The following is a 24,268-nucleotide window of genomic DNA, read 5'->3' as shown; positions in this document are numbered from 1 at the left end:
GCAGCGCGATCAACGGTCTCGGCGAAAGGGAGCCGCGCCGCCCCGAGCGGCTCTTGCGGCGCGGCAGGCGCCAGATCAGAAGCGCCTGAACGCGAAACGCCGCCCCGTGGGCGGCGCTGCGATGGTTCACACGGGCGGGACGCCTCAGAAGCCCAGGCCCTCGTACTTCTTCTTGAAGCGCGAGACGCGGCCGCCGGTGTCCATGAGGCGGGTGCCGCCGCCGGTCCAGGCGGGGTGCACGGACGGGTCCACGTCGAGCGTCAGCGTCTCGCCCTCGGCGCCCCAGGTCGAGCGCATCTGCACCGTCTCGCCGTTGGTGAGCTTCACCTCGATGAGGTGGTAGTCGGGATGGATGTTCTTTTTCATCGCGGCGATCCTTACAGCTGGGCGCTCTTGGGCTTGGGCGCGCGGTAGTTGGTCTGCTCGGCGATGCGGGCCGACTTGCCGCGGCGCGAGCGCAGGTAGTAGAGCTTGGCGCGACGCACCTTGCCGCGGCGCACCACCGTGATGCTGTCGATGTTCGTGGAATAGAGCGGAAAGACCCGCTCCACGCCCTCGCCGAAGCTGATCTTGCGCACCGTGAAGGTGCCGGCGATGCCCGAGCCGTTCTTGCGGCTGATGCACACGCCCTCGAAGTTCTGCACGCGGCTTCGCGTGCCTTCCGTCACCTTGTAGCCGACGCGCACGGTGTCGCCCGGCTTGAAATCGGGGATGTCCTTGCCCAGCGAGGCGATCTGCTCCGCCTCGAGTTCCGCGATCAGGTTCATCTGATCCACTCCTTGTCGCTCGCGGTTGCTCCGCGAAGGTGTCCTGCCGCCCCAGAGCTCTGGTCCTCGACCGGGTCCGCGCGTGGCGCCCGCCAGAGATTTCGGTCGCGCTGCTTCCTGTTGCCGTCGCCGCATCGTGATCGGTGCCAAGGCTGCACGCGCGAAGAACGACGGGTCCGCATGACCCTGTCAGGCCCGGACGCGCCGCGTATATCCGTGTCGCGTGCCGCGATCAAGCCCCATGCGCGTCCTCGTTCCGTCCCCGGTGACGGCGCCGCCGGCATCGCGACCGGATCGCATCGCGCGGGTGGCGGGCCGGCGCCCGGCGGTGCTGTCAGCCGCCGTGGTCGTCCGCGTCCTTATTGGCAACCCGGGCCGCCCAGAGATCGGGCCGCCGGAAGCGCGTGAGGCGCTCCGCCTCGGCCCGGCGCCAGCGCGCGATTTCGGCGTGGTTGCCGGAGAGCAGCACCTCGGGGATCGTCCGCCCCTGCCACTCGGCCGGGCGGGTGTAGTGCGGATGCTCCAGAAGCCCGTCAGAGAAGCTTTCTTCCTCGACCGAGGCGGCGTTGCCCAGCACGCCGGGCAAGAGGCGCACGGTGGCGTCCAGCATTGCCTGCGCGGCGATCTCGCCGCCGGTGAGCACGAAATCGCCCAGCGAGACCTCCTCGATTCCGTAGTGATCGAGCGCGCGCTGGTCGATCCCCTCGAAGCGGCCGCAGACCAGCGTGACACCCGGCCGCGCCGCCCAGTCGCGCGCCATCGCCTGCGTGAAGCGACGGCCGCGCGGGCTGGGCGCCACGAGCGGCGCGGAGGGGGATACCCCGCGCCTGACCTGCTCGATCGCGCGGCCCAGGATGTCTGCGCGCAGAACCATGCCGGCACCGCCGCCCGCGGGCGTGTCGTCCACGTTGCGGTGCCGCCCCTCGCCGAAGGGGCGCAGGTCAGTGACCTGAAGCTGCCAGATGCGGTCGCGCAGCGCGCGGCCCGTCAGGCTTTCGCCCAGCACGCCGGGAAAGGCGCCGGGCAACAGCGTGACGACCTGCGCGGTCCAGACGCCGGCAAGCTCGGGCGTGTCCTGCATCAGCTCGCGCGGGCGCAGCGTGGGGCGGATGGCCTTGCGGCCGTGCGAGCGGGAGGGGCTGTCTGCGGGCATGGCCGCTCTCTAGCCCCTCGTGCCGGTGCGGGAAAGGCCCCGTTCAGGCGATCGCGACCACCCCCAGGGCGAGCAGCAGCAGCATGATCAGCGCGATGACGATCAGGATCTTGGCGCCGGTCAGGGCAACGCCGGAAATCCGGCCGAACCCGAGCAGGGCCGCGATGGCGGCGATGGCGAGCAGGATGAGAATCCATTCAAGCATGCGGCGGGGGTCCTTTCCACGACCATTGCTGAGGCGATTGGCGTGGAAACGTGCCGCGGGACGGGGGGTTCCCCCGCCGGCATCGCCGAAGCCGGCCACATGCCGCGAGAATGGCAGGTCCCGTGCCGGCGGATGCCGGCCTGTCAGCCCGCCTTCGGGTCCGGAAAGAGCCCGTCGGGCGGATCGGCCACGATGCGGCCCGCGGCAAGGTCCACCGTTGGCACGGTTGCGCGGGTGAAGGGCAACAGCACGGTTCCCGAGTGGCCGGGCGCGTGAATCTCCAGCAGGTCGCCCGCGCCGTGATCGTGCACGGCGCGCACCCGGCCCAGGGGCGCGCCGCCGGTGTCGAAGACCGGAAGGCCGAGCAGGTCGGCGTGATAGAACTCGTCCTCGGGCAGTGCGGGCAGCACCTCGCGCGGGACGTGCAGGGTGGTGCCGCGCAGCGCCTCCGCGGCCTCGCGGCTGGCCACGCCGGACAGGCGCGCGGTGAGCGTGCCCTTGGCCCGGCCGGTCAGTGCGATCTCGAAGCGCCGCGCGCCGTCCTCGGTGTAGAGTGGCCCGTAGGCGGCGATGTCCTCGGGTCGGGCGGCGAAGCTCTTGAGGCGCACCTCGCCGCGCACGCCGAAGGCGCCCGCGATGGCGCCGAGGCAGACCATCCCGGTCATCGCGGCGCACCGCATGGGAAGCGCACGGCAGCGATGAAAAATCTCCTGCCGAAGATTTTTCGGGGCCATCCGCCGCTGCCGCGAATTTCCGGTCGAAAATTCGCGGCGCTCGGGGCGGGGCGTCGGCGCGCCACGGGCCTCAGCCCTCGGCGGGCTCTTCCGCGGGCGCGGCGGCTTTCGCCGCGCGTTCCTCGGCGCGTTCCTGCGCCTTCTGGCCGGGCTGCGCCTTCTTGGGATTGTTGCGCGCCTGCTTTTCGCGCAGGCCTGCCGCCTCGAGCATGCGGGTCACGCGCTCGGTGGGCTGGGCGCCCTGCGAAAGCCAGTGCTGCACGCGCTCGACGTCCATGCGCACGCGGTCTTCGCTGTCCTTGGGCAGGAGCGGGTTGTAGGTGCCCAGCTTCTCGATGAAGCGGCCGTCGCGGGGCATCCGCGAGTCCGCCGCGACGATGCGGTAGAAGGGCCGCTTCTTCGTGCCGGCGCGGGCGAGTCTGATCTTGATGGCCATGTCTCTATCTCTCCTTCGGGGTTCGTGGGGTGGGGCGGGCCGCCAATGCCCGGCCCCGGTCAGGCCTGGTGGCGTTCGTGCTGTCGGACGACTTCCCGGATGATGAAGTTCAGGAAGTCCTTGGCGAAATCGGGGTCGAGGTCGGCGTCGCGCGCCAGTTCCTCGATGCGCGCGGCTTGCCTGGCCTCGCGGTCTGGATCGGTGGGCGGGAGGGTGTGTTCCGCCTTGAGCCTGCCCACCGCGCGGGTGTGCCTGAAGCGCTCGCCCAGCGTGAAGACGAGGATCGCGTCCAGCCGGTCGATCGACTCGCGGTGCTCCTTCAGCAGCTCCGCGGCCCGGACAACGGGATCCGCCACGGGATCGTCTGCGGTGGGCGTCATGCGGCGGTCTCCTGCCTGGCGCGGCCGAAGATCGGGCCGCGGTGCGATTCCAGCTCCAGTTCGATCGCGTCGGCGATCTGGCTGTTTCTCAGCTGCTCGGGCGAGGGGTGGCGGTAGACCACGTCGTGGCCGTCCACGCTGTCGGCCTCCGGGTCGCGCCTGCACCCCAGCCGTTCGGCCAGGCGGATCGAGTCGTGGTTGCGCGGATCGAGGTAGCTGACCGCGCCGGTCCAGCCCATCGTCTCGTAGAAATGGGCGCGCGCGGCGTGGGTGGCCTCGAGCGCGATGCCGCGCCCGGCGACCTCGGGCCAGATCACCCAGGCGATCTCGCGCTCGGGCCACTTCGCGGGTTGCCAGCCGCCGGCCATGCCGCAGGTGGCGCCGGTCTCGCGGTCGTGGATCATCCACATGCCGAAGCCGCGGATCTGCCAGTGCCCGATCTCGGCGGCGTAGAGCATCCAGGCCTCGTAGTCGTTGAGCGGTCCGCCCATGAAGCGCGCGCGGTAGGAGGTGAAGGTCGCCCTGAACTTCGGATAGTCGGCGGGCTCCGGCGCCGAGAGGATCAGGCGGCGGGTCTCGATCACGGGGATGTCGGTCATGCCGTCCCCTCCGCGCGCGGCCCGTGGCACCACATCCCGACGGATTCGGGCGCATGTGCGGCGTCTTCCGCCGCGTCGCGCCGGGCGCCGGGGCGAAGTTCGTGTTGGAGGATCATGCGTAGGCCTCCATCCCGCCGTCGGAGAGCTCCGCAGGCGCGGGGTGGCGCCAGACCTGCATGAGACCGTGCCGCTGATGCACGAACTCGCCCTCCATGACCGCGCCGAGCCTGCGGCAGACGGCGGCGGAGGCGGTGTTGGCCGGCTTGACGAGGCTGATGGCCGTGTCCCAGCCGAGGATGTTATAGGCGTATTCGCGCGCGGCGCGACCCGCCTCGGTGGCGTAGCCGCGGCCCTCGAAGCCCTCGAAGAGGTCCCATCCGATCTCGGGCTCCGGCCAGCCCTCGGGGCAGAAGAGGCCGACCATGCCGGCGGTGCGGCCGCTCTCGCGTTCCTCCACCATCCAGCGGCCGTAGCCGCGCAGCTGCCAGTGCCCGATCTCCATCGCCAGCATCCGCCACGCGCCCTCCGCGTCGAGCGGCCCGCCGACGAAGCGCGCGCGGTCGGAGGCGTAGAAGGCGGCGAAGGGCGCGACATCCGCCGGGCCCGGCGCGCGCAGGGTCAGGCGCGGGGTGGTGAGCGTGGGGATCGGGGTCATGCCGGAACCGCCTCGGCCACGGCCGGGTGGCGCCAGACCTGACAGGGTTTGCCCAGCAGCTCGCCGTCGCGTTCGTGCACCGCGCCGAGGCGACGGGCGAGCGCGAGCGAGCGGGCGTTCGCCGGGTCGATGTAGCTGATGAGCCTGTCGAGCCCGAAGTGGCGCGCGGCATGAAGGCGCGCGGCCTGCGCCGCTTCGAGGGCCAGCCCGCGCCCCTCGAAGCCGTCGTAGAGGTGATAGCCCAGTTCGGGTTCTTCCCAGCCTACGTGGTTGACGATCCCCACGGCCCCGGCGAGCGCGCCGCTCGCGCGTTCCTCCACCGCCCAGAGGCCGTAGCCCAGCAGGGCCCACTGACCCATGATCGCCGTCATGCCGCGCCAGCTTTCGCGCCGGTCGCGGGGCCCGCCCACGAAGCGGCTCCGCTCGCTCGCGAAGAAGGCGGCGAAGGCGTCGAGGTCTTCCGCGCGGAAGCCGCGCAGGCGCAGGCGTTCGGTCTCGATCACGGGGACGAGGGTCATGCCGCCACCTTTCCCGGTGCGGGGTGGCGATAGACGAGCACCTCGCCGGGCGCGAGGTCTTCCCAGCCGTCGGCCTTGGGAAGCGGCGCGTCCGGGTCGAGCCGGCAGCCCAGCCGCTCGGCCAGCGCAATGGAGGGGGCGTTGTCCGCGTCGATGTAGCTGACGGCGGTGGTCCAGCCGAGCTCGCCATAGGCGTAGGCGCGCAGGCGCTCCACCGCCTCACGGGCGTAGCCCTTGCCCTCGGACTCCGGCCTCCAGAGCGACCAGCCGAATTCGTTCTCGGCCCAGCCCTCGGGGTGGTAGGGGCCCGCGCAGCCGAGCGTCCGGCCGCTCTCACGGTGCTCGATCGAGAAGAGGCCCCACCCACGGAGCACCCAGTGGCCGAGGTCCTGCGCATACTCGCGCCACGCCTGTGTCGCCGTGAACGGCCCGCCAATGTGGCGCGCGCGCTCGGACACGAGGAATGGACCGGCGGCCTCCCAGTCACTCGCCTCGGGCGCGCGCAGGATCAGCCGCTCGGTCTCGAACCGGGGCGTATGGGCGAGGGTGACGGTCACTTCTTCCGCCCGAAGCCCGACAGGCCCGGCGGCAGCTGCATCCCGCCCTTGCCGCCAAGGCCGCCCAGCTGCTGCGCGGCCTGCTGCAGCGCCTTCTCGTCCATGCCGGCGCCGGGGGCGCCGCCCTTGCCCCCGCCCATCATGCCGAGCGCCTGCCGGAGCGCGCCGCGCCCGCCCTTCTTGCCGAGCTTCTTCATCATGTCCGACATCTGCCGGTGCTGTTTCAGAAGCTTGTTGAGTTCGCTCACCTCCAGCCCTGCGCCGGCGGCGATGCGCTTCTTGCGGCTGGCCTGAAGGATCTGCGGGTTCGCGCGCTCCTTCTTCGTCATCGAGTTGATGAGGGCGATCTGGCGCTTGAGCACGGTGTCGTCCATGCCGGCCTCGGCCATCTGGCCCTTCATCTTGCCCATGCCGGGCATCATGCCCATCAGCCCCTCCATGCCGCCCATCTTGAGCATCTGCTCGAGCTGGGACTTCAGGTCGTTCATGTTGAACTGACCCTTCTGGAGGCGTTTGAGCATGCGCTCGGCCTGTTCGGCCTCGAGCGTTTCCTGCGCCTTCTCGACGAGGGCGACGATGTCGCCCATGCCAAGGATTCGGCCCGCGATGCGCTCCGGGTCGAACTCCTCGAGCGCGTCGGTCTTCTCGCCGGTGCCGACGAAGCGGATGGGCTTGCCGGTGACCGCGCGCATCGAGAGCGCCGCGCCGCCGCGCCCGTCGCCGTCCATCCGCGTGAGCACCACGCCCGAGACGCCGATCTTGTCGTCGAACTCCTCGGCCACCTCGACGGCGACCTGGCCGGTCAGACCGTCCACCACCAGCAGCGTCTCGCGCGGGCTGACCACGTCGCGCACCTCGGCCGCCTGCCGGATCAGGTCCTGGTCGATGTGCAGCCGCCCGGCGGTGTCTAGGAAATAGACGTCGTAGCCGCCAAGGCTCGCCTGCGTCTTCGCGCGTTTGGCGATCTGCACCGGCGTCTCGCCCTTCACAATGGGCAGCGTGTCCACGCCGACCTGCTGGCCGAGGATCTGCAGCTGTTCCATCGCCGCCGGGCGGTTCACGTCGAGCGAGGCCATCAGCACGCGCTTGCCCTCGCGGTCCTTCAGCCGCTTCGCGATCTTCGCCGTGGTCGTCGTCTTGCCCGAGCCCTGCAGGCCCACCATCAGGATCGGCGCGGGCGGGCTGTCGATCTTGAGCGCGCCGGGGTCGCCCTCGCCCTTCAACACCTCGACCAGTTCGTCGTGGACGATCTTGACCACCTGCTGGCCCGGCGTGACCGATTTCGTCACCGCCTGTCCGGTGGCCTTTTCCTGCACGTCCTTGACGAACTTGCGCGCCACCGGCAGCGAGACATCCGCCTCCAGCAGCGCGACGCGCACCTCGCGCAGCGCCGCCTTGACGTCCTCCTCGGAGAGCGCGCCCTGCTTGGTCAGCCTCTCGAAGACGCCGGAGAGACGCTCGGACAGATTTTCGAACATGACCCTCGGGCTCCTCCAGCGGTTGTCGTCATGCGCCCCGAAGATGGGAGGGCGCGGCGCAAATGCCAATCGCCCCCGCGGGCGAAACCTCGCTGACGGGGGGCGATCCCGGACCGTGGCCCGGGACCGGAAGGCTGGCGCACTTCCGGAACTGGGGGCGGTCGTTAGGCGGCGCCGCGCCCTTTGTCAAGCCAGTCGTTGATCGCGCGCGAGATCCTCAGATGGTGACTGCCGTTCGACCAGACCTCGGAGATGGGCAGGCGGTGCTCGCCGAAGATCAGCTCCACCCGCCGCATCTTTATCGTGGTGCCCTGCTTGCTCCGGCTCATGCGGCTGGCGATCTCGGCGCCGCCGAATTCCGCGAGCGGGTGGCTTTCGCGCGTCTCGCCGAACAGCGACCGGCGGCGCAGGATGACTTCGCCGGTGCGCCGGTCGAAGATCGCCTGGGACTTTTGCACGAAAACCGCGAAGGCGCCAAAGCCAAGGCCCCCGCCGCCAAGAAAGAGGACAAGCCCGGCCCAATCCCCCGCTCCCAGAAGGAAGAGGCCGATGGCACAGAAGGACAGGATGAAGACGATGAGCGCCGCTCCGACGAGCCAGGGGGCGTCCTCGATGACCAGCAGGTCGGGCGCGTCGTGCTTGACCTTCATGCCGGGATGATCCCGCTATTGCTGCCCCTGCGTCAAGCGGGATTTAGCCGAAGGCTCATCAAGTGTTGACCATGCGTCATGCCGCCGTCTCAATGAGCGGGCATGACGCCGCGACCGACCGTGGAGGGGCGGGCGGGACCGGCCGAAAAAGGGAGGAGACTTCATGCAGGACCGTATGCGCTTCGGCATCTTTCTGGCGCCGTTCCACAAGCCGGGGATCAACCCCACGCTCGCACTTCAGAACGATCTGGAGCTGATCCAGCACCTCGACCGGCTGGGCTATGACGAGGCCTGGGTGGGCGAGCATCACTCGGCCGGCTCCGAGATCATCGCCAGCCCCGAGATCTTTCTGGGCGTGGCAGCCGAGCGGACGCGCCACATCAAGCTGGGCACCGGCGTGGTCAGCCTGAGCTATCACAACCCGCTCTGGGTGGCCGAACGCATCGTCCTGCTGGATCACCTGACGCGGGGGCGCATCATGCTGGGCGTGGGCCCCGGCGCGCTGCCCACGGACGCCAGGATGATCGGCATCGAGCCCAGCCAGACCCGTCAGCTGCTGGAGGAAAGCCTGGGCGTCATTATGCAGCTTCTGACCAGCGAGGAGCCGGTGACGTTCAAGAACGACCGCTGGGACCTGCGCGAGGCGCGGCTGCACCTGCGGCCCTACTCCAACCCGCTGTTCGACGTTGTGACGGCGGCGGTCGCCTCGCCCGCCGGGCCGCGGCTGGCGGGGCGGCACGGCACGGGCCTGCTGTCCATCGGTGCCACGACCGCGGCGGGCTTCGACGCGCTGGCGCTGCACTGGGACGTGATCGAAGCCGAGGCGAAGCAGCACGGCAAGACGGTGGACCGCTCCAGGTGGCGCCTTGTGGGGATGGTGCATATCGCGGACACGATGGATCAGGCGTATCGCGACGTGGAATACGGCATGGAACAGTGGTTCCACTACTTCCAGGCGGTCGCGGCCTTCCCGCAGATGGCGGTGCCGGGCAACAACGTGAAGGAAATGATCGAGTTCGTGAACGAAAGCGGCTTTGGCGCGATCGGCACGCCCGACATGGCGATCAAGCAGATCGAGCGTCTGCATGCCCAGTCCAATGGCGGCTTCGGCGCCTACCTGATGCTGGCGCACAACTGGGCCGACCCGCAGGCTACACACAAGAGCTACGAGCTGATCGCGCGCCACGTGATGCCGCATTTCCAGGGTCACTTCCTGCCCACGATGGACAGCGCGGCGCGGGCCGAGAAGCTGCGCCCGGAACTGGCTGCGAAGCACTCGAAGGCGGTCGAGGACATGCAGGCGCGCTACGCCGCAGAGATCGCGGGCCGCGGCAAGCAGGCCGAGCCGGCAGAATAGCCCGCTCCGCGGGCCGCCCCTGTGCGGGGCGGCTCTTGCGGAAGTTTGCGCGATCTGCTCTTTTCACGGCCTCTTCTGTTCGCCAGCGCACAGGTGGGCCATGGACAACTGGGACGAGATCCGCACCGCCTATCACGTCGCCCGTGCCGGCACCGTCAGCGGCGCGGCCGAGGCGCTGGGCGTCCACCATGCGACCGTGATCCGCCACGTCGACGCGCTTGAGGCGCGGCTGGGCGTCAAGCTGTTCCAGCGTCACGCGCGCGGCTACACGCCCACCGAGGCGGGGCAGGACCTGTTGCGCGTGGCGCAGACCACCGACGACCAGTTCGCCCAGCTTGCCAGTCGCATCCGGGGCAGGGGCAACGACGTCTCGGGCGAGCTGGTCGTTACCTCGCTGGCCATGTTCGCGCCGCTGCTGGCGCCGGTGCTGGCCGACTTCCAGCGCGCGAATCCCCATGTGATCCTGCGCTATCTGACCGGCACGCGGCTCTTCCGCCTCGAATACGGCGAAGCCCATGTCGCGGTGCGGGCGGGGCCGCCGCCACAGGAGCCCGACAATGTGGTGCAGCCCTTCTTTTACCAGAGCGCGGGGCTCTACGCTGCGCGCTCCTATGTCGAGGCGCAGGGCCTGCCCGACAGTCTGGATGCGCTCGACGGGCACAGTTTCGTCGGTCCCGACAGCGACGAGCCGCGCGCGCCGACCGAGCGGTGGCTGCGCCGGACCGTCCCGGCCGGGCAGATCGTGTTCCGCAGCCCCGATCCCCGCGCGCAGGAAGACGCGGTGCTGGCCGGGGCGGGCATCGGTTTTCTCGCCTCCTGGACGGCCGCGGCGCACCCCGACCTGATCGAGGTGGCGCCCCCGCGCGAGGAATGGGGAGCGCCGATCTGGCTGGTCACCCACGTCGATCTGCACCGCAGCTCCAAGGTGCAGGCGCTGCTGAAGACGCTCAAGCAGGCGGCACAGGACTGGGACGGGGCATGAGCGACGCGGCGCGCGGGCATCTGGCGATGCTGCTCTTTTCTGCGCTGGTCGCCGGCTCCTTCTCGCTGGGTGGCATGGTCGCGAACGAGATCGCGCCCGCCGCGATCAACGCGGTGCGCTTCGCGATCGCTGCGGTGGTGATCGGCGCAGTCGTCGCCGCAACGGGCCGTTTCGACCGCCGCGCCCTGCAGGCGCCCTGGCGCTACCTCGTGCTGGGCGGGCTGTTTGCGGCCTATTTCGTGCTGATGTTCGAGGGACTGAAGACGGCGCCGCCGGTCTCGGCCTCTGCCGTCTTCACCCTGACCCCGGTCATGTCTGCCGGCATCGGCTGGCTGCTGCTGCGGCAGGTCACGACCCCGCGCATGGCAGCCGCGCTTGCCATCGGCGCGGCCGGCGCGCTCTGGGTGATCTTTCGCGCGGACCTGTCGGCTCTCCTCGCGCTCGAAGTGGGGCGGGGGGAGCTGATCTATTTCGTGGGCTGCGTCGCACATGCGGTCTACACGCCGATGGTGCGCAAGCTGAACCGCGGCGAGCCGGCGGTGCTCTTCACCTTCGGGATGCTTCTGGCGGGCTGCGCGATCCTGACGGTCTATGGCTGGTCCGATATCCAGGCGACCGATTGGACGGCTCTGCCCGGCATCGTCTGGATCGCGCTGCTCTACCTTGCCTTCTTCGCCTCCGCCGCAACCTTCGTGCTGCTGCAATACGCGACGCTCCGACTGCCCTCGGCCAAGGTCATGGCCTATACCTATCTCACGCCGTCCTGGGTGCTGGCCTGGGAACTGGCGCTGGGCCACGGCGGCCCCCGCCCGCTGGTGCTGGCGGGATTGGGACTGACGGTCGTGGCACTGCTCTTGCTGCTCAAGGACGAGGAGGCGGTGCGGGCGCCCGCGATGCGGTAGGTTCGCATCCGGCTTCGGGCGACCCCTCGCGCGGGCGCGCGGCTACTCGGGGTCGTTGGCGGGCACGCCAAGCTCCCGCTCCAGAAACCGCTCGAAGGCATCGAAGTCGAGGCGGTCGAACTGGCCGAAGCCCTGCATCCAGACGCTGGCCGAGCGCAGCGCGTCAGGCTCCAGCCTGCACCAGGTGACGCGGCCGCGGCGTTCGCGGCTGATCAGGCCGGCGCGGGTGAGGATCGCCAGGTGTTTCGAGATCGCGGCCAGCGACATCTCGAAGGGCTCCGCCACATCCGTCACCGCCATGTCATCCTCGAGCAGCATGGCAAGGATCGCCCGCCGGGTCGGGTCGGCGAGCGCGGCAAAGACGGTGTCGAGGTCGTCGGACATCGCCGGCATAAGCCGCTCCGGCGGGCGCCGCGTCAAGCGCGGCAATGGCAACGCTCAACCGAAAGGTTGAACATGCTGCGGCAACACGATCGGCGCGCCATTTCGCTTCTGTGACGAATAGTGAAACATAATCAGATACTTGTATCGGCGTCCGCCTCGCTTGACTCGGGCCTCGCTGCGCCGTAGCAAAGCGCCCGACGATCCGCGAGGCAAAGGTGCCCGATCCCGAACATCAGCGGCGCATGGCCGAGTTCGAGAAGAGGCTTGAGGCCGCGAAGGCGGCGCAGGCGCCGAAGCCCCGCGGGGACGAGCACTATTCGCAGGCACAGCTCGCCTGGCGGATGGTGATCGAGCTGGTGGCGGGGCTCGCCATCGGCTTCGGCATCGGCTACGGGCTCGACACCCTTTTCGGGACGATGCCCTTTCTGCTGGTGGCGTTTACGCTGCTGGGCTTCGCCGCGGGCATCAAGACGATGCTGCGCAGCGCACGCGAAGTCGAGCAGGCCAGGCGGGCCGCGGATCGCGGCGACGGGACGGACGAAGGAGGCTAGGGCGTGGCGGCGGAGACAGAAGAGGGCAGCGGGCTCGTTTTCTATCCGATGGACCAGTTCATCGTGAAGCCGCTCTTCGGGGACGGCCCGGTGCACTGGTACACGATCACCAACGTGACGCTCTGGATGGCGCTTGCCGTACTGGGCATCGCGCTGCTGCTGGTCGTCGGCACCTCGGGCCGGGCCATCGTGCCCTCGCGCAGCCAGTCGGTGGGCGAGCTGGCCTACGGCTTCATCTACAAGATGGTCGAGGACGTGGCCGGCAAGGACGGGCTGAAGTACTTCCCCTACATCATGACGCTGTTCATGTTCATCGTCTTCGCCAACTTCCTCGGCCTCATTCCGATGGCCTTCACCACGACGAGCCATATCGCCGTGACGGCGGTCCTGGCGCTCGGCGTGTTCCTCGGCGTGACGATCCTGGGTTTCGTCAAGAATGGCAGCAAATTCCTGGGGCTCTTCTGGGTCACGGAGGCGCCGCTGGCGATCCGGCCGGTGCTCGCCCTGATCGAGCTCATTTCCTACTTCGTGCGGCCGGTCAGCCACTCCATCCGTCTCGCCGGCAACATGACCGCGGGGCACGCGGTGCTGAAGGTCTTCGCCGGCTTCGGGCAGGTGACGGCGATCGCGCCGCTCTCGATCCTTGCCGTCACGGCGATCTACGGCCTCGAGGTGCTCGTCGCCTTCATCCAGGCCTACGTCTTCACGATCCTGACCTGCGTCTATCTCAAGGACGCCCTGCACCCCAGTCACTGAGCGCGGGCCGTCCCGCCCGCGCCACCGTCATCGACAGCTTCCAACCGCAAGGAGACAACTCAATGGAAGGCGATATCGCAAACCTCGGCCAGTTCATCGGTGCGGGCCTTGCCGGCATGGGCGCGGGCATCGCGGCGCTTGGGGTCGGCAACGTGGCCGGCAACTACCTCGCCGGCGCACTGCGCAACCCATCGGCCGCGGCCAGCCAGACGGCCACGCTCTTCATCGGCATTGCCTTCGCCGAAGCGCTCGGCATCTTCTCCTTCCTGGTCGCGCTGCTGCTGATGTTCGCCGTCTGAGGACGGCACGCAACATCCTTGCGGACGGGGCGCGCGCCGGCTGATCCTCGGCCGGGCGCGTGCCCCGGGGCCCAACCCCCCGGGACGGGACGCGCACGACACCCACGGAGGCGCCGATGGCGACAGAGACACCAGGCACCGCGTCGACATGCGTCGGACCGGACGGCAGTGCGATCGGCCTGCCGCAGCTCTGCCTCGACTGGTTTCCCAACCAGATCTTCTGGCTGATCGTCACCCTGATCGCGATCTATCTTCTGCTGACTCGGATGGCGCTGCCGCGGATCGCCGGCGTGCTGTCCGAACGCGCGGGCACGATCAGCAACGACCTTTCCGCGGCCGAGGATCTCAGGGCCAAGGCGGCCGAGGCAGAAAGGTCCTATGAGCAGGCGCTCGCCGACGCGCGGGCGGAGGCGCAGAAGATAATCGCCGAGGCCAGGGCCGAGATGCAGAAGGACCTCGACGCCGCGATCGCGCGCGCCGATGCCGAGATCGCGGAAAGGACCGAGGCCTCGCAGAAAGCCATCGAAGACATTCGCGCAGGCGCCATGGACAGTGTCCGCGAGGTGGCGCGCGACACCGTCGGCGCCGTGCTCGACGTGATGGGGACAGAGGCCGAGCAGGCCGAAATCGACCGGGCCGTCGCCGCCCGGATGGAGGGCTGAGCGATGCGCATCCGCACCCTGATGGCGATGCCTTTCGCGCTGGCGATGGCCACGCCCGCCCATGCCGCGTCGGGCCCTTTCTTTTCGCTGGGCAATACCGACTTCATAGTCCTGCTGGGCTTTCTCGTCTTCATCGGCATCCTCCTCTACTTCAAGGTGTTCCGCACCGTCGGCGACATGCTGGACCGCCGGGCCGAGGGCATCAGCGGGGAGCTGGACGAGGCGCGCGCCCTGCGCGAGGAGGCGCAGAGCCTGCTTGCGTCCTACGAACGCAAGACCCGCGAGGCCAGGGAACAGGCCGATCGCATCGTCGCCCAGGCGCGCGAAGAGGCGCAGCATTCGGCAGAGCAGTCCCGCGCAGATCTGGAAGAGTCGATCGCGCGCCGGATCAAGGCGGCGGAAGACCGGATCGCGCAGGCAGAGGCCGCGGCCGTGCGCGAGGTGCGGGAACGCGCGGCCGAGGTCGCCGTGGCGGCGGCGCGTGACGTGATCGCGGCCCGCATGACCGATGCACGGAACGACGCGCTGGTCGATGACGCCATCGCGCAGGTCGAAAAGCACCTGCACTGACACGGGCCGCGCGCGGCCGGTCGATGCCCCCGGCGGGTGAGCCGGGGTTCTTCCGTGGCCGACCTCAGAAGAGCGCGGCCACGAGCCACGGCGCAAGGAGCGCGGTCAGCAGAGCGTTGAGCCCCATGCCCAGCCCCGAAAAGGCGCCCGCCGTCGCGTCCACCTGAAACGCGCGGGCGGTGCCGATCCCGTGCGCGGCGACCCCGGCGGCGAAGCCCCGCGCGCGCCAGTCGTGGATCCCGAGCCCGTTCATCAGCGGCGTCACCGTCACTGCGCCGATGATCCCCGTCAGGATCACCAGCGCCGCGGTCAGCGTCGGCAGCCCGCCGATGCTCTCGGCGATGCCGATGGCCACCGGCGCCGTCGTGGATTTCGGCGCCAGCGACAGCAGCGCCGCGCCCTCCACCCCGAGCGCCCGCGCGATCAGAAGCGCCGAGACGATCGCAGTGACGGAGCCCGCCACCAGCGCGCCCAGCATCGGGACCACGATCCCCCGCAGCCGCGGCAGTGCGGCATGCAGCGGCACCGCCAGCGCCACGGTCGCCGGGCCGAGCATGAAGTGGACGAACTGCGCGCCCTCGAAATAATCGGCATAGGGCGTGTCCGTCGCCTGCAGAAGCCCCGCGAGCAGCAGCATGGCGATCAGCACCGGATTGGCGACCGGCGCGCGGCCCGTCGCCCGCGAGATCCCGTCGCCTGCCAGATAGGCCAGCAGCGTCGCCGTCAGCCAAAGCAGCGGCTCGCGGGCGAGATAGCTCCAGATGTCGATCACCTCGGGGTTCATGCGCCTGCCCCCAAGAGCCGGCGCAACCCCACAAAGACACCGGCCGTGACGGCAAGCGTGACGACGGTGCTGCCCAGAAGTGCGACGAGGAGGGCGGGGCCTTCGCTGCCCAGCCGGTCGAGATGCGCCACCACGCCCACGCCCGCCGGCACGAAGAGAAGCGAGAGATGCGCAAGCAGCCCGTTCGCCGCCGGTGCGACGCGCGGCTGTAGCGCCGGGCGCAGCACGAGCGCCCCGAGCAGCAGCGCGAGCCCGATGACCGGCCCCGGCACCGGCGCGTCGAGCGCGCGCGCCGCAACCTCTCCGATCAGCTGGCAGACCAGCAGAATGGCGATATTGACGATCATGCCTGTCCCTCCGTGTTGCGGTGCGATGCGATCACGAAGGCGGCGCAAAGAAAAGGAGCGCGCCCCGCGGGGCGCGCTCCGGTCATCTGCGGATGAGGGGCGGGCTTACTCGGCCGGCACGGCCGCGACCTGCGGGGCCCTTGCAAAGTGCTGGCGGTTCAGCCGCAGCACCAGCGCCACCGCGATCGCCTGGAAGCCCAGCGCCACCGCCGTCAGCACCCAGTAGGCGAGCGAGAACTTGTCCACCACCGCGGCATCGACCAAGCCCTTGTTGACGAAGAAGTGCATCATCACCGAGAGCGCCACCGCCGGGCAGACCAGCGCATAGGAGCCGGGCGAGGTCTTCGTGCCGATCACGAAGTCGTCGAAGTAGCGCTGGCGCAGCAGGACGAGCATCCCCAGCCCCAGGAAGACGACCTGCACCGACAGGAGCCGCGCGAGCATGACCATCGTCTCGCCGCCGTTGTCCTGCGCGGCGAAGGTGCCGGTCAGCCCGTGATCCTGCCGCAGCAGCATGATGCCGAGCACCGTCATGATCGGGACAACGACCATCAGGGTCGGGCCGGCCTCGCGCGCGGTGCCGTAGTGCAGCATCGAGTTGAAGGCGGTGATCGCGGCGATCACGGCATAGACGGTCGCCGCCACGCCGAAGAAGGTCGACAGCACGAGGCTGGTGCCCACGGTGACGGGCGTGACACTCATCGCGGCCGGCGCGGCAAAGCCCACGGCGATCATCGACAGCGCGAAGGCCGGCAGGAGCTGCGCGAAGGAGTTGTTGGCGGTCACGTCGAAGATGCCGCCCTCGCTCAGCACCCGGCCGAGGAAGTCCGCGATCAGGCGGAAGGCCAACACGCCAACCAGCAGGAAGGCGATCATCGCGAGCGGGAAGAGATACTCGACCACGCTCCACAGGCCGGGAACGAAGACGAGGCCCAGGATGAAGCCCACGTTGATCGTCATGGCCAGCGCAAGCGGCATGGCCAGCAGGGTGGACTCGGCGTTCGAGGCGCGCAGCCTGGCGTAGCCTTCGGTCTGCTTGAAGCGCGAGAGCGCGCCAAGGTTCCAGATCAGCGACTTCACGTTGAGAAAGCCGAAGACCGCGATGCCCGCGACGGCCAGCGCGATGCCGGCCTGCATGGCAGGGCCGCCGGTGGAGAAGGCGGCGAGGATATCCTCGAAGACCGGCACAGGCTGGTCCGGATGCGGCACCCAGAACATCAGGTACATGAAGAAGGATACAGCCACGCCGCCCGCGCCGAGCGAGGCGAGGAAGTAGAGCGGCGAATAGCTGTCTGCGGGGCGTCTGAGAACGTCTGACATGGGAACGGTCCTTTCACATTCCGTCTTTGGAATGCAATTAAGCATTCCGACTTTGGAATGTAAAGGGGCAGTCTGTCGCAGGCTAACGAAACGTTAACCATGTCCCGGCAGCCTGCGGCCATGCGCGCGATGCTCCTGCTTCTGCCTGTCCTGCTCGCCGCCTGCGATACCGCGGGACGCGGCTACATGGGTCTGCCTGCTGCGCGGGTCGAAGCAGGCGGGCATGTCTTCGACATCCGCGTGCGCGGGGCAGAGGCAGAGGCCGTGCGCCGCAACGCTGCTCTTCTGCCGGGCTTCGGCGACGTGGCCCGCGCGGCCGAATCGGCCATCGAACAGGCCACCGGCTGCGACGTCACACAGGTGACGGGGGATGCATCGGTCGTTCGGGCCGCGCTCGACTGCCCCGAGGATCAGGTCAGCCACTTCTCCATGAACACGCTCGACCCGTTCTTCTGGTAGTCGCCAAAGGGGTCGCGGCGGGTGAAACCCTCCGATTCGTAGAGCGCGATCGCCTCGGTCAGCTTGTCGCCCGTCTCCAGCCGCAGCACCGGCAGATCCAGGTGCTTCGCCTCCAGTTCCAGCCGCGCCAGCACCCGCCGGGCGACACCCTGGCCACGCGCGAAGGGCGCGGTGAACATCGCCTTGACCTCGCCGTAGCCCTGCCGCTGCGCAAGCGCGCCGCAGCCCAGCGTGGTGTCGAATTCGCGTGCGACGAAAAAACGGATGTCCGGGCTGCGCAGCTCTTCGGGCGTGAGGTAGAAGTTTTCCTCCGGCGGGAAGAGATCGCGCATCGACGCCTGGGCTGCCTCGATCAGCGCGCGGCTCTCCGGCTCTCTCGGGTCGCCCGGTTCGACGATGATGCCCATGCCGCCCCTCCCTGCACCTGCGTGGACCCTGATGTTGCGCGCAAGGACCCATGCGTCAACCCATGCGCAGCGCATTGCGGCGACTTGCGATATCTTGTGGAGAACTCGCCGAAAGGCCCCACATCCTGCGGCGCGCGATTGACAGGCGCCATCCCGCCCCCCACTCTGGCCCCAGTCGCGGAATCAGGGGACCGGCGTCTTGCGCTTCAACAGGCTGCGCCTTTCGGGATTCAAGAGCTTCGTCGATCCCACCGAACTGGTGATCGCCGAGGGGCTGACCGGCGTGGTGGGTCCCAACGGCTGCGGCAAGTCCAACCTGCTGGAGGCGCTGCGCTGGGTGATGGGCGAGAACCGCCCCACCGCCATGCGCGGCGGCGGCATGGAGGATGTGATCTTTGCCGGCACCTCGCGCCGTCCGGCGCGCAATTTCGCCGAGGTCGCGCTGACGCTGGACAACTCCGAGCGGCTTGCGCCCGCAGGCTTCAACGACGACGACGTGCTGGAGATCACCCGCCGCATCACGCGCGACCTTGGCTCCGCCTACAAGGCCAACTCGAAGGAGGTGCGCGCGCGCGACGTGCAGATGCTCTTTGCCGACGCCTCCACCGGCGCGCATTCGCCCGCGCTGGTGCGGCAGGGGCAGATCGCGGAGCTGATCAACGCGAAGCCCGCCGCGCGCCGCCGCATCCTCGAAGAGGCGGCCGGCATCTCGGGCCTCTACCAGCGGCGGCACGAGGCAGAGCTGAAACTGAAGGGGACGGAGACGAACCTCGCACGGGTCGAGGACGTGATCGACCAGCTCGCCCAGCAGCTGGCGCAGCTGGCGCGGCAGGCGAAGCAGGCGGCGCGCTACCGGCAGTTGTCGGAGGCGTTGCGGCAGGCCGAGGGCAGCCTGCTGTATATCCGCTGGCGCGACGCCGACGCGGCGCGCGCGGCCGCCGACACCGCCCTGCGCGCTGCCCGAAGCGCCACTGCGCAGGCGGAATCAGAGGCGCGCAAGGCCGTCGCCGCGCGCGAGGCCGCCGAGGCGGCGCTGCCCGCGCTGCGCGAGGAAGAGGCGATCGCGGCGGCGGTGCTCCAGCGGATCGAGGTCGAGCGCGCCACCCTCGCGCAGGAGGAAGGGCGCGCGCGCAAGACGGTCGATGAACTGACCGCCCGCATCGCCCAGCTTGTCCGCGACCGCGAGCGCGAGGCGCAGTTGACGGGCGATGCGGGCGAGACGATCCGCGCGCTCGAGACCGAGGCCGCAGAGCTGGCGGCGGCAGGAGAGGGGCACGATGCGCGGCTGGCACAGGCAGAGACGGCCGTAAAGGCCGCCGCAGAAGACCTTGCCAGCCGCGAGGACGAACTCGACCGCGCGAGCGATGCGGTGGCGCGGCTCTCCGCGCGGCACCAGTCGGCCGAGCGGCTGGTCGAGGACTGCCGCAGGACGCTTGAGCGCAACGAGTCCGAAGCCCTCCGCGCCCGCGAACAGGCCGAAGGTCACCGCGCCCGGCTGGAGCGGGCAGAGACCGCGCTGACCGGGGCGCGCGAGGCCGCGGCACAGGCCGAGGCGACCGCGGCCCGCGCCGAGGAGACGCTGACGCTGGCCGACGAGGCGCGCAGCGCGGCACAGGCGCGCGAGGCAGAGGCGCGCGCCGAACGCTCCGCCGCCGAGGGGGAGGCCAGCGCGCTCGAGGCAGAGCATACCGCGCTGGCCCGCGTGGTTGCGCGCGACACGACCGAGGGTGGCGCCGTGATCGACCGGCTGCAGGTCGAGCAGGGCTTTGAAAAGGCGCTGGGCGCGGCGCTTGCAGACGACCTCCGCGCGCCCGAAGTCGAGCCGGACGGCCCCTCCGGCTGGCTCGCCCTGCCGGCCTACAAAGACGAGCAGCCGCTGCCCAAGGGTGTGACCCCGCTCAGCCGGCATGTCTCGGTCCCCGAGGTGCTGGCCCGCCGGATGGGCCAGATCGGGCTGGTGGACGCGGGAGAAGGCGCGCGGCTGCAGCCGCTCTTGCGGCCCGGCCAGCGGCTGGTCAGCCGCGAGGGGGATCTCTGGCGCTGGGACGGCTTCACCGCCTGGTCGGGCGATGCACCCACCGCCGCGGCGCTGCGGCTGGAACAGCTCAACCGCCTCGAGGTGCTGAAGCAGGAGATGGCGCGCGCCACCGCGCGGGTAGAGGGAGCACGCGATGCGCATCAGGCCCTGGCCGCACGGCTGAAGGAGCTGACGCAGGCCGACGCCGCCGCGCGCGAGGCGCGGCGCAGGGCCGATGCGCGCCAGGCCGAAGCGGCGCGCGCGCTCAGCAAGGCAGAGGCCGAGCGCAACCTCGATGCCGGCCGGCTGGAAAGCCTGCGCCTAGCTGCCGTGCGCCACGAGGAAGAGGCCGAGGCGGCGCGCGTCCGGCTGGCCGAGGCGGAGGCCGCGCTCGCCGCGCTGGACGATCCCGCCGAGGGGCGCGCCGAGGTCGAGGCGCTGCGCCGCGCGGTCGAGGCGGCCCGCGCCGAGATGATGTCACGCCGCGGCGCCCACGACGCCCTGCGCCGCGAGGGAGAGGCGCGCGCCGCCCGTGCCGCCGCCGTGGCAAGGGAGCTCGACGGCTGGCAGCGGCGGCTGGCCACGGCCAGCACCCGTGCGGCGGAGCTTGCCGAGCGGCAGCAGGCGGCAGAGGCGGAACTCGAGGCGGCGCGCGATGCGCCTGACCGGATCGGGGCTCAGCGCGCGGAGTTGGGGGCGCGGGTGGCGGAGGCGGAAGCCCGTCGCACCGCCGCCGCCGACGCGCTGTCCGCGGGAGAGGCTGCAAGCCGGGCTGCGGGCACTGCCGAACGCGAGGCAGAGCGCGCGGCGGCGGATGCTCGCGCCGCCGAGGCCGCCGCGGGCGCCCGTGCAGAGGCCGCCGCAGCGGGCGCCGAGGACGCCGAGGCGCGCATCGAGGAAGCGCACGAGACGACGCCCGCGGAACTGCTGAAGCGGCTGGCGCTAGAGCCCGGCTCGCTTGCTGCCGCAGAGGCGCTGGAGGCCGAGGTCGCGCGCCTGAAGCGCCAGCGCGACGCGCTGGGCGCGGTCAACCTGCGCGCCGAGGAGGACGCCCGCGAGGTGCAGGCCGAGCACGACACGCTCGCTCGGGAAAAGGCGGACCTGGAAGCGGCGGTGGCGAAGCTGCGGGCGGGCATCGCCGCGCTCAACCGCGAGGGGCGCGAACGGCTGCTGACCGCCTTCGAGCAGGTGAACGCCAATTTCTCGATGCTCTTCACGCATCTCTTCAACGGCGGCGAGGCGAAGCTCGTGATGGTCGAATCCGACGACCCGCTGGAGGCGGGGCTCGAGATCATGTGCCAGCCGCCGGGCAAGAAGCTTTCGACGCTCTCGCTGCTGTCGGGCGGCGAGCAGACGCTGACGGCGCTGGCGCTGATCTTCGCCGTCTTCCTTGCCAACCCGGCGCCGATCTGCGTGCTCGACGAGGTGGACGCGCCGCTCGACGACGCGAATGTCACCCGCTTCTGCGACCTGCTGGACGAGATGCGCCGGCAGACCGACACGCGCTTCCTGATCATCACGCACCACGCGGTGACCATGTCGCGGATGGACCGGCTGTTCGGGGTGACGATGGTGGAACAGGGGGTGAGCCAGCTTGTGAGCGTCGATCTCAAGCGGGCGGAGAAACTGGTGGCCTGACCCGGCGGCCGCGGGGCGGAGCGCGCGTGCCGCGCGCACGCCTTCTGGCACTGCGTGCGGTTGGGGGCGCTGCCCCCGTCGGCCTGCGGCCGACTCCCCCGGGGTATTTCGGGCAAGAGGAAGGACCGGGAGTTCGGTGCGCCTGCGGCTTGCGCGTCGCGTGGCTCCGGGCGAGAACGGGTGCGGCGGACATGAAGGGGCGCGCATGGCAGATCTGATCGGGCGGCTCGGGGACATCGTGGGGGCGGGGCAGGTGCTGACCGGGCAGGACATGGCCGGCTACGCGCGGGACTGGACCGGGGCCTATGTCTGCGCGCCGCTCTGCGTGGTGCGGCCGGGGACGGCGCAGGAGGTGGCGGCCATCCTCCGGCTGGCCAACGAGACGCGCGTGCCGGTGGTGCCCGTGGCGGGCAACACGGGGCTCAATGGCGGGGCGTCCGGCGACGGGGCGATCCTGCTGTCGGTCGAGCGGATGAACCGCATCCGCGAGATCCGGGGGAACGCGCGCATCGCCATCGTCGAGGCCGGCGTGGTGCTGGAGCGGCTGCACGAGGCGGCGGGGCAGGAGGGCCTCGCCTTCCCGCTGACCTTCGGCGCGAAAGGGTCGGCGATGATCGGCGGGGTGCTGTCCACCAATGCGGGCGGGTCGAACGTGCTGCGCTACGGCAACACGCGGGACCTGTGCCTGGGGCTGGAGGCGGTGCTGCCCACCGGCGAGATCGTGGACCTGATGAGCGAGCTGCACAAGGACAACTCTGGCTACGATCTGCGCGACCTGCTGATCGGGGCGGAGGGGACGCTGGGGGTGATCACGGCGGCGGTTCTGAAGCTGGTGCCGCGTCCGCGCGCCCATGCGACGGCGATGGTGGCGGTGGCCTCGCTGGATGACGGGCTGGCGCTGCTCAACCGGCTGCAGGCGGCGACCGGCGGCGCGGTGGAGGCCTGCGAGTACATGCCGCGCGCCTACATGGAGGCGCTGCTGGCGCATGATCCGGCCGTGCGGCCGCCCTTCGCCGAGAGCCACGAAGTCAACCTGCTGATCGAGGTGGGCGCGACGGCGCCTCGCGACGCGGTGCCGGGGTCCGATGGCGTGGTGCCGGTGCAGGCCCATCTCGAGGAGGTGCTGGGCGCGCTGTTCGAGGAGGGCGCGGTGCTGGACGCCGTCGTGGCGCAGAGCGAAGCGCAGCGCGCCGAGATGTGGGCGCGGCGCGAAATGGCCGCGGAGGTTGCCCTTTCCGGGGGGGCGGTCGCGGTAAACGATCTTGCCGTTCCGCTCGACAAGGTCGGCACGTTCATTGCGCGCGCCGATGCCGCCGTTGCAGCGCTCGACCCGGGCGCGGCCGTGTTGCCGGTGGCGCATCTGGGCGACGGCAACGTGCATTATCCGGTGCGGATGACCCGCGACGATCCGGTGCTCAAGGAAGCCCTGGTCGAGGCCGTGGAAGGGATCGTGCAGGACTTGCGGGGCAGCTTTTCCGCCGAGCACGGCATCGGGCTTGCCAAACTGCCCTCGATGCGGCGGCGGAAGAACCCGGTCGCGTTGAAGGCGATGCGGGCGATCAAGGCGGCGCTCGATCCCAACGGGGTGATGAATCCCGGCAAGGTGATCCCTGACTGAGGGACGGGCAAGGGGCTGTTTTCCCCTCCTGCCGGCGGGCCGAGGCAATCGCCGCACGGGATGGCCCGCGTCCGACGGACGGGTCGGGCACCGGAGCCGTCAGGCGGCGCGCCAGTCGAAGAAGCCGGGGCCGGCGCGGGCCAGCAGCCTGCGCGCCATCTCGCGGCCCAATTCCGGGCCGTCCTCGACGGGCGCGCTGGCGTCGTCGGACAGGCATTCGGAGCCGTCGGGGCGCAGGATTTCGCCGCGCAGGCGCAGCGTGCCGCCATCGACCTCCGCAAGGCCTGCGATCGGGGTCTCGCAGGAGCCGTCCAGTTCGGCGAGGAAGGCGCGCTCGGCTGCGAGCAGGGTCGCCGTGGGTGCGTGATGGATGGCGGCGAGCATGTCTGCCGTGCGGGTGTCGTGCTGGCGCCTCTCGATGCCGATGGCGCCCTGCGCCACCGCCGGCAGCATGTCCTCGGGCGCGATGGGCCCGCGCGCCACATGCGCCATGTCGAGCCGGTTGAGGCCCGCCATGGCGAGGAAGGTGGCGTCGGCCACCCGGTCCTCGAGCTTCTTCAGCCGGGTCTGCACGTTGCCGCGGAACTCGACCACCGTCAGGTCCGGGCGGCGAACGAGAAGCTGCGCGCGACGGCGCAGGGAACTGGTGCCCACCACCGTGCCCTTGGGCAGGTCGGCCAGCGCCTCGTGCCGGTGGCTGACGAAGGCGTCGCGCATGTCCTCCCGCGGCAGGTAGGTGTCGAGCGTCAGGCCCCCGGGTTGCGCGACCGGCATGTCCTTCATCGAATGGACGGCGATGTCGATCGCGCCGTCGATCAGCGCCTGCTCGATCTCGCGGGTGAAGAGGCCCTTGCCGCCGATCTCCTTCAGAGGGCGGTCCAGCACTGCGTCGCCGGTGGTCTTGATCCTGACCACCTCGAAGGCCGAAACGGGCAGGTCGAAGGCCGCGGCAAGGCGGTCGCGCGTCTCGTGGGCCTGTGCAAGGGCCAGCGGCGAGCCGCGGGTGCCGATCCGTAGCGGCGCGTCGGGGGAGGGAAGGGCGATGCTCATGGCCCCGGTCTAAGGCTGTCAGGCGCGCCTGAC

30 protein-coding genes are annotated in these 24,268 nt (G+C 70.3%); 11 read left to right on the top strand and 19 right to left on the bottom strand.

The genetic code is table 11. The features are described 5' to 3' along the window. Positions 1-144 precede the first annotated feature (144 nt). The 13 genes from rpmE to ACLFOB_RS04060 form a co-directional block, all read right to left on the bottom strand. On the bottom strand, positions 145-366 hold the full coding sequence (gene rpmE, locus ACLFOB_RS04120) for a 50S ribosomal protein L31 (protein WP_410917387.1): 222 nt from the start codon (positions 364-366) through the stop codon (positions 145-147). 11 nt (positions 367-377) lie between these two features. Next, positions 378-767: a 50S ribosomal protein L19 gene (gene rplS, locus ACLFOB_RS04115; RefSeq protein ID WP_410917388.1), complete on the bottom strand. Its 390-nt coding sequence runs from the start codon at positions 765-767 to the stop codon at positions 378-380. Positions 768-1,101: 334 nt separating this feature from the next. Beyond that, positions 1,102-1,920, bottom strand: a complete 819-nt coding sequence (gene trmD, locus ACLFOB_RS04110) for a tRNA (guanosine(37)-N1)-methyltransferase TrmD (RefSeq protein ID WP_410917389.1) — start codon at positions 1,918-1,920, stop codon at positions 1,102-1,104. Positions 1,921-1,963: 43 nt separating this feature from the next. Then, positions 1,964-2,125 carry a DUF1328 family protein gene (locus tag ACLFOB_RS04105; RefSeq protein WP_410917390.1) on the bottom strand — a complete coding sequence of 54 codons (162 nt, stop codon included), beginning with the start codon at positions 2,123-2,125 and terminating at the stop codon, positions 1,964-1,966. Between the two features lie 143 nt (positions 2,126-2,268). Continuing rightward, on the bottom strand, positions 2,269-2,790 hold the full coding sequence (rimM, locus tag ACLFOB_RS04100; protein WP_410917391.1) for a ribosome maturation factor RimM: 522 nt from the start codon (positions 2,788-2,790) through the stop codon (positions 2,269-2,271). Between the two features lie 139 nt (positions 2,791-2,929). Next, the gene (gene rpsP, locus ACLFOB_RS04095; RefSeq protein ID WP_410917392.1) at positions 2,930-3,295 is read right to left on the bottom strand and encodes a 30S ribosomal protein S16; all 366 of its coding nucleotides are present in this window, start codon (positions 3,293-3,295) and stop codon (positions 2,930-2,932) included. A 59-nt stretch (positions 3,296-3,354) separates the two neighbouring features. Then, complete coding sequence (locus ACLFOB_RS04090) at positions 3,355-3,675, bottom strand: chorismate mutase (protein ID WP_410917393.1); 321 nt, start codon at positions 3,673-3,675, stop codon at positions 3,355-3,357. Next, positions 3,672-4,274, bottom strand: a complete 603-nt coding sequence (locus tag ACLFOB_RS04085; RefSeq protein WP_410925017.1) for a GNAT family N-acetyltransferase — start codon at positions 4,272-4,274, stop codon at positions 3,672-3,674. The genes ACLFOB_RS04090 and ACLFOB_RS04085 overlap by 4 nt, the downstream gene beginning before the upstream one ends. 112 nt (positions 4,275-4,386) lie before the next feature. Further along, on the bottom strand, positions 4,387-4,929 hold the full coding sequence (locus ACLFOB_RS04080; protein ID WP_410917395.1) for a GNAT family N-acetyltransferase: 543 nt from the start codon (positions 4,927-4,929) through the stop codon (positions 4,387-4,389). Continuing rightward, on the bottom strand, positions 4,926-5,447 hold the full coding sequence (locus ACLFOB_RS04075) for a GNAT family N-acetyltransferase (RefSeq protein ID WP_410925015.1): 522 nt from the start codon (positions 5,445-5,447) through the stop codon (positions 4,926-4,928). Before ACLFOB_RS04075 ends, ACLFOB_RS04080 begins: the two co-directional genes overlap by 4 nt. After that, positions 5,444-6,004, bottom strand: coding sequence for a GNAT family N-acetyltransferase (locus ACLFOB_RS04070; RefSeq protein WP_410925013.1), 561 nt, complete (start codon positions 6,002-6,004; stop codon positions 5,444-5,446). The genes ACLFOB_RS04075 and ACLFOB_RS04070 overlap by 4 nt, the downstream gene beginning before the upstream one ends. Further along, the gene (ffh, locus tag ACLFOB_RS04065) at positions 6,001-7,482 is read right to left on the bottom strand and encodes a signal recognition particle protein (RefSeq protein WP_410917398.1); all 1,482 of its coding nucleotides are present in this window, start codon (positions 7,480-7,482) and stop codon (positions 6,001-6,003) included. Before ffh ends, ACLFOB_RS04070 begins: the two co-directional genes overlap by 4 nt. 164 nt (positions 7,483-7,646) lie before the next feature. Next, a complete protein-coding gene (locus ACLFOB_RS04060; protein ID WP_410925011.1) occupies positions 7,647-8,132 on the bottom strand; it encodes a hypothetical protein in 486 nt (161 codons plus the stop codon). Between the two features lie 163 nt (positions 8,133-8,295). Between ACLFOB_RS04060 and ACLFOB_RS04055 the strand changes: the two genes are divergently transcribed. From ACLFOB_RS04055 to ACLFOB_RS04045, 3 genes are all read left to right on the top strand, one after another. After that, positions 8,296-9,489 carry an LLM class flavin-dependent oxidoreductase gene (locus ACLFOB_RS04055; RefSeq protein ID WP_410925009.1) on the top strand — a complete coding sequence of 398 codons (1,194 nt, stop codon included), beginning with the start codon at positions 8,296-8,298 and terminating at the stop codon, positions 9,487-9,489. Positions 9,490-9,589: 100 nt separating this feature from the next. Beyond that, positions 9,590-10,471 carry a LysR family transcriptional regulator gene (locus ACLFOB_RS04050; protein WP_410925007.1) on the top strand — a complete coding sequence of 294 codons (882 nt, stop codon included), beginning with the start codon at positions 9,590-9,592 and terminating at the stop codon, positions 10,469-10,471. Next, complete coding sequence (locus tag ACLFOB_RS04045) at positions 10,468-11,373, top strand: DMT family transporter (protein WP_410925005.1); 906 nt, start codon at positions 10,468-10,470, stop codon at positions 11,371-11,373. The genes ACLFOB_RS04050 and ACLFOB_RS04045 overlap by 4 nt, the downstream gene beginning before the upstream one ends. Before the next feature lie 42 nt (positions 11,374-11,415). Here the strand turns inward: ACLFOB_RS04045 and ACLFOB_RS04040 are convergent, their stop codons facing one another. Then, complete coding sequence (locus tag ACLFOB_RS04040; RefSeq protein ID WP_410917768.1) at positions 11,416-11,757, bottom strand: ArsR/SmtB family transcription factor; 342 nt, start codon at positions 11,755-11,757, stop codon at positions 11,416-11,418. Between the two features lie 215 nt (positions 11,758-11,972). On the opposite strand from ACLFOB_RS04040, the gene ACLFOB_RS04035 reads away from it, so the two are divergent. The 5 genes from ACLFOB_RS04035 to ACLFOB_RS04015 all read left to right on the top strand — a co-directional run bounded on the left by ACLFOB_RS04035 (position 11,973) and on the right by ACLFOB_RS04015 (position 14,595). Continuing rightward, entirely contained in the window at positions 11,973-12,308 is a 336-nt protein-coding gene (locus tag ACLFOB_RS04035) for an AtpZ/AtpI family protein (protein ID WP_410917758.1), read from the top strand. A gap of 48 nt (positions 12,309-12,356) precedes the next feature. Next, on the top strand, positions 12,357-13,064 hold the full coding sequence (locus ACLFOB_RS04030; protein ID WP_410917769.1) for a F0F1 ATP synthase subunit A: 708 nt from the start codon (positions 12,357-12,359) through the stop codon (positions 13,062-13,064). Positions 13,065-13,126: 62 nt separating this feature from the next. After that, complete coding sequence (locus tag ACLFOB_RS04025; RefSeq protein WP_410917759.1) at positions 13,127-13,363, top strand: F0F1 ATP synthase subunit C; 237 nt, start codon at positions 13,127-13,129, stop codon at positions 13,361-13,363. Between the two features lie 116 nt (positions 13,364-13,479). Continuing rightward, positions 13,480-14,025: a F0F1 ATP synthase subunit B' gene (locus ACLFOB_RS04020; RefSeq protein WP_410917760.1), complete on the top strand. Its 546-nt coding sequence runs from the start codon at positions 13,480-13,482 to the stop codon at positions 14,023-14,025. Between the two features lie 3 nt (positions 14,026-14,028). Then, positions 14,029-14,595, top strand: coding sequence for a F0F1 ATP synthase subunit B (locus ACLFOB_RS04015; protein WP_410925003.1), 567 nt, complete (start codon positions 14,029-14,031; stop codon positions 14,593-14,595). Positions 14,596-14,659: 64 nt separating this feature from the next. Here the strand turns inward: ACLFOB_RS04015 and ACLFOB_RS04010 are convergent, their stop codons facing one another. The 3 genes from ACLFOB_RS04010 to ACLFOB_RS04000 all read right to left on the bottom strand — a co-directional run bounded on the left by ACLFOB_RS04010 (position 14,660) and on the right by ACLFOB_RS04000 (position 17,046). Then, complete coding sequence (locus tag ACLFOB_RS04010) at positions 14,660-15,379, bottom strand: LrgB family protein (protein WP_410925001.1); 720 nt, start codon at positions 15,377-15,379, stop codon at positions 14,660-14,662. Further along, on the bottom strand, positions 15,376-15,726 hold the full coding sequence (locus tag ACLFOB_RS04005; RefSeq protein ID WP_410924999.1) for a CidA/LrgA family protein: 351 nt from the start codon (positions 15,724-15,726) through the stop codon (positions 15,376-15,378). Before ACLFOB_RS04005 ends, ACLFOB_RS04010 begins: the two co-directional genes overlap by 4 nt. Before the next feature lie 105 nt (positions 15,727-15,831). Next, complete coding sequence (locus ACLFOB_RS04000; RefSeq protein ID WP_410917764.1) at positions 15,832-17,046, bottom strand: TsoY family (seleno)protein; 1,215 nt, start codon at positions 17,044-17,046, stop codon at positions 15,832-15,834. 99 nt (positions 17,047-17,145) lie between these two features. Between ACLFOB_RS04000 and ACLFOB_RS03995 the strand changes: the two genes are divergently transcribed. Further along, on the top strand, positions 17,146-17,505 hold the full coding sequence (locus tag ACLFOB_RS03995) for a hypothetical protein (protein ID WP_410917765.1): 360 nt from the start codon (positions 17,146-17,148) through the stop codon (positions 17,503-17,505). Here the strand turns inward: ACLFOB_RS03995 and ACLFOB_RS03990 are convergent. Next, positions 17,457-17,912: a GNAT family N-acetyltransferase gene (locus tag ACLFOB_RS03990; RefSeq protein WP_410917766.1), complete on the bottom strand. Its 456-nt coding sequence runs from the start codon at positions 17,910-17,912 to the stop codon at positions 17,457-17,459. The genes ACLFOB_RS03995 and ACLFOB_RS03990 overlap by 49 nt on opposite strands. 199 nt (positions 17,913-18,111) lie before the next feature. Between ACLFOB_RS03990 and smc the strand changes: the two genes are divergently transcribed. Together smc and ACLFOB_RS03980 are read left to right on the top strand one after the other, a co-directional pair. Continuing rightward, entirely contained in the window at positions 18,112-21,567 is a 3,456-nt protein-coding gene (gene smc, locus ACLFOB_RS03985) for a chromosome segregation protein SMC (protein WP_410924997.1), read from the top strand. A gap of 205 nt (positions 21,568-21,772) precedes the next feature. Then, a complete protein-coding gene (locus ACLFOB_RS03980; RefSeq protein ID WP_410924995.1) occupies positions 21,773-23,185 on the top strand; it encodes an FAD-binding oxidoreductase in 1,413 nt (470 codons plus the stop codon). A 99-nt stretch (positions 23,186-23,284) separates the two neighbouring features. Here the strand turns inward: ACLFOB_RS03980 and hemC are convergent, their stop codons facing one another. After that, on the bottom strand, positions 23,285-24,235 hold the full coding sequence (gene hemC / locus ACLFOB_RS03975) for a hydroxymethylbilane synthase (protein WP_410917272.1): 951 nt from the start codon (positions 24,233-24,235) through the stop codon (positions 23,285-23,287). Positions 24,236-24,268: the final 33 nt, after the last annotated feature.

This window comes from Rhodosalinus sp. (assembly GCF_046542825.1).
In the GTDB taxonomy this organism is placed as follows: Bacteria; Pseudomonadota; Alphaproteobacteria; order Rhodobacterales; family Rhodobacteraceae; genus Rhodosalinus.
The sequence above is the reverse complement of the archived record's forward strand: the minus strand, read 5'-3'. Positions and strand labels throughout refer to the sequence as shown.

Coding starts and splice junctions, on each gene's coding strand:
- rpsP (WP_410917392.1), bottom strand. CDS start 3,295: ATGGCCATCAAGATCAGACTCGCCCGCGCCGGCACGAAGAAGCGGCCC.
- hemC (WP_410917272.1), bottom strand. CDS start 24,235: ATGAGCATCGCCCTTCCCTCCCCCGACGCGCCGCTACGGATCGGCACC.
- ACLFOB_RS04055 (WP_410925009.1), top strand. CDS start 8,296: ATGCAGGACCGTATGCGCTTCGGCATCTTTCTGGCGCCGTTCCACAAG.
- rplS (WP_410917388.1), bottom strand. CDS start 767: ATGAACCTGATCGCGGAACTCGAGGCGGAGCAGATCGCCTCGCTGGGC.
- rimM (WP_410917391.1), bottom strand. CDS start 2,790: ATGACCGGGATGGTCTGCCTCGGCGCCATCGCGGGCGCCTTCGGCGTG.
- ACLFOB_RS04020 (WP_410917760.1), top strand. CDS start 13,480: ATGGCGACAGAGACACCAGGCACCGCGTCGACATGCGTCGGACCGGAC.
- ACLFOB_RS04045 (WP_410925005.1), top strand. CDS start 10,468: ATGAGCGACGCGGCGCGCGGGCATCTGGCGATGCTGCTCTTTTCTGCG.
- ACLFOB_RS04025 (WP_410917759.1), top strand. CDS start 13,127: ATGGAAGGCGATATCGCAAACCTCGGCCAGTTCATCGGTGCGGGCCTT.
- ACLFOB_RS04015 (WP_410925003.1), top strand. CDS start 14,029: ATGCGCATCCGCACCCTGATGGCGATGCCTTTCGCGCTGGCGATGGCC.
- ACLFOB_RS03995 (WP_410917765.1), top strand. CDS start 17,146: ATGTCCCGGCAGCCTGCGGCCATGCGCGCGATGCTCCTGCTTCTGCCT.
- ACLFOB_RS03990 (WP_410917766.1), bottom strand. CDS start 17,912: ATGGGCATCATCGTCGAACCGGGCGACCCGAGAGAGCCGGAGAGCCGC.
- ACLFOB_RS04030 (WP_410917769.1), top strand. CDS start 12,357: ATGGACCAGTTCATCGTGAAGCCGCTCTTCGGGGACGGCCCGGTGCAC.
- ACLFOB_RS04005 (WP_410924999.1), bottom strand. CDS start 15,726: ATGATCGTCAATATCGCCATTCTGCTGGTCTGCCAGCTGATCGGAGAG.
- trmD (WP_410917389.1), bottom strand. CDS start 1,920: ATGCCCGCAGACAGCCCCTCCCGCTCGCACGGCCGCAAGGCCATCCGC.
- ACLFOB_RS04080 (WP_410917395.1), bottom strand. CDS start 4,929: ATGACCCCGATCCCCACGCTCACCACCCCGCGCCTGACCCTGCGCGCG.
- ACLFOB_RS04040 (WP_410917768.1), bottom strand. CDS start 11,757: ATGTCCGACGACCTCGACACCGTCTTTGCCGCGCTCGCCGACCCGACC.
- ACLFOB_RS04075 (WP_410925015.1), bottom strand. CDS start 5,447: ATGACCCTCGTCCCCGTGATCGAGACCGAACGCCTGCGCCTGCGCGGC.
- rpmE (WP_410917387.1), bottom strand. CDS start 366: ATGAAAAAGAACATCCATCCCGACTACCACCTCATCGAGGTGAAGCTC.
- ACLFOB_RS04050 (WP_410925007.1), top strand. CDS start 9,590: ATGGACAACTGGGACGAGATCCGCACCGCCTATCACGTCGCCCGTGCC.
- ACLFOB_RS04090 (WP_410917393.1), bottom strand. CDS start 3,675: ATGACGCCCACCGCAGACGATCCCGTGGCGGATCCCGTTGTCCGGGCC.
- ACLFOB_RS04105 (WP_410917390.1), bottom strand. CDS start 2,125: ATGCTTGAATGGATTCTCATCCTGCTCGCCATCGCCGCCATCGCGGCC.
- ACLFOB_RS04060 (WP_410925011.1), bottom strand. CDS start 8,132: ATGAAGGTCAAGCACGACGCGCCCGACCTGCTGGTCATCGAGGACGCC.
- ACLFOB_RS04085 (WP_410925017.1), bottom strand. CDS start 4,274: ATGACCGACATCCCCGTGATCGAGACCCGCCGCCTGATCCTCTCGGCG.
- ACLFOB_RS03980 (WP_410924995.1), top strand. CDS start 21,773: ATGGCAGATCTGATCGGGCGGCTCGGGGACATCGTGGGGGCGGGGCAG.
- ffh (WP_410917398.1), bottom strand. CDS start 7,482: ATGTTCGAAAATCTGTCCGAGCGTCTCTCCGGCGTCTTCGAGAGGCTG.
- ACLFOB_RS04000 (WP_410917764.1), bottom strand. CDS start 17,046: ATGTCAGACGTTCTCAGACGCCCCGCAGACAGCTATTCGCCGCTCTAC.
- ACLFOB_RS04010 (WP_410925001.1), bottom strand. CDS start 15,379: ATGAACCCCGAGGTGATCGACATCTGGAGCTATCTCGCCCGCGAGCCG.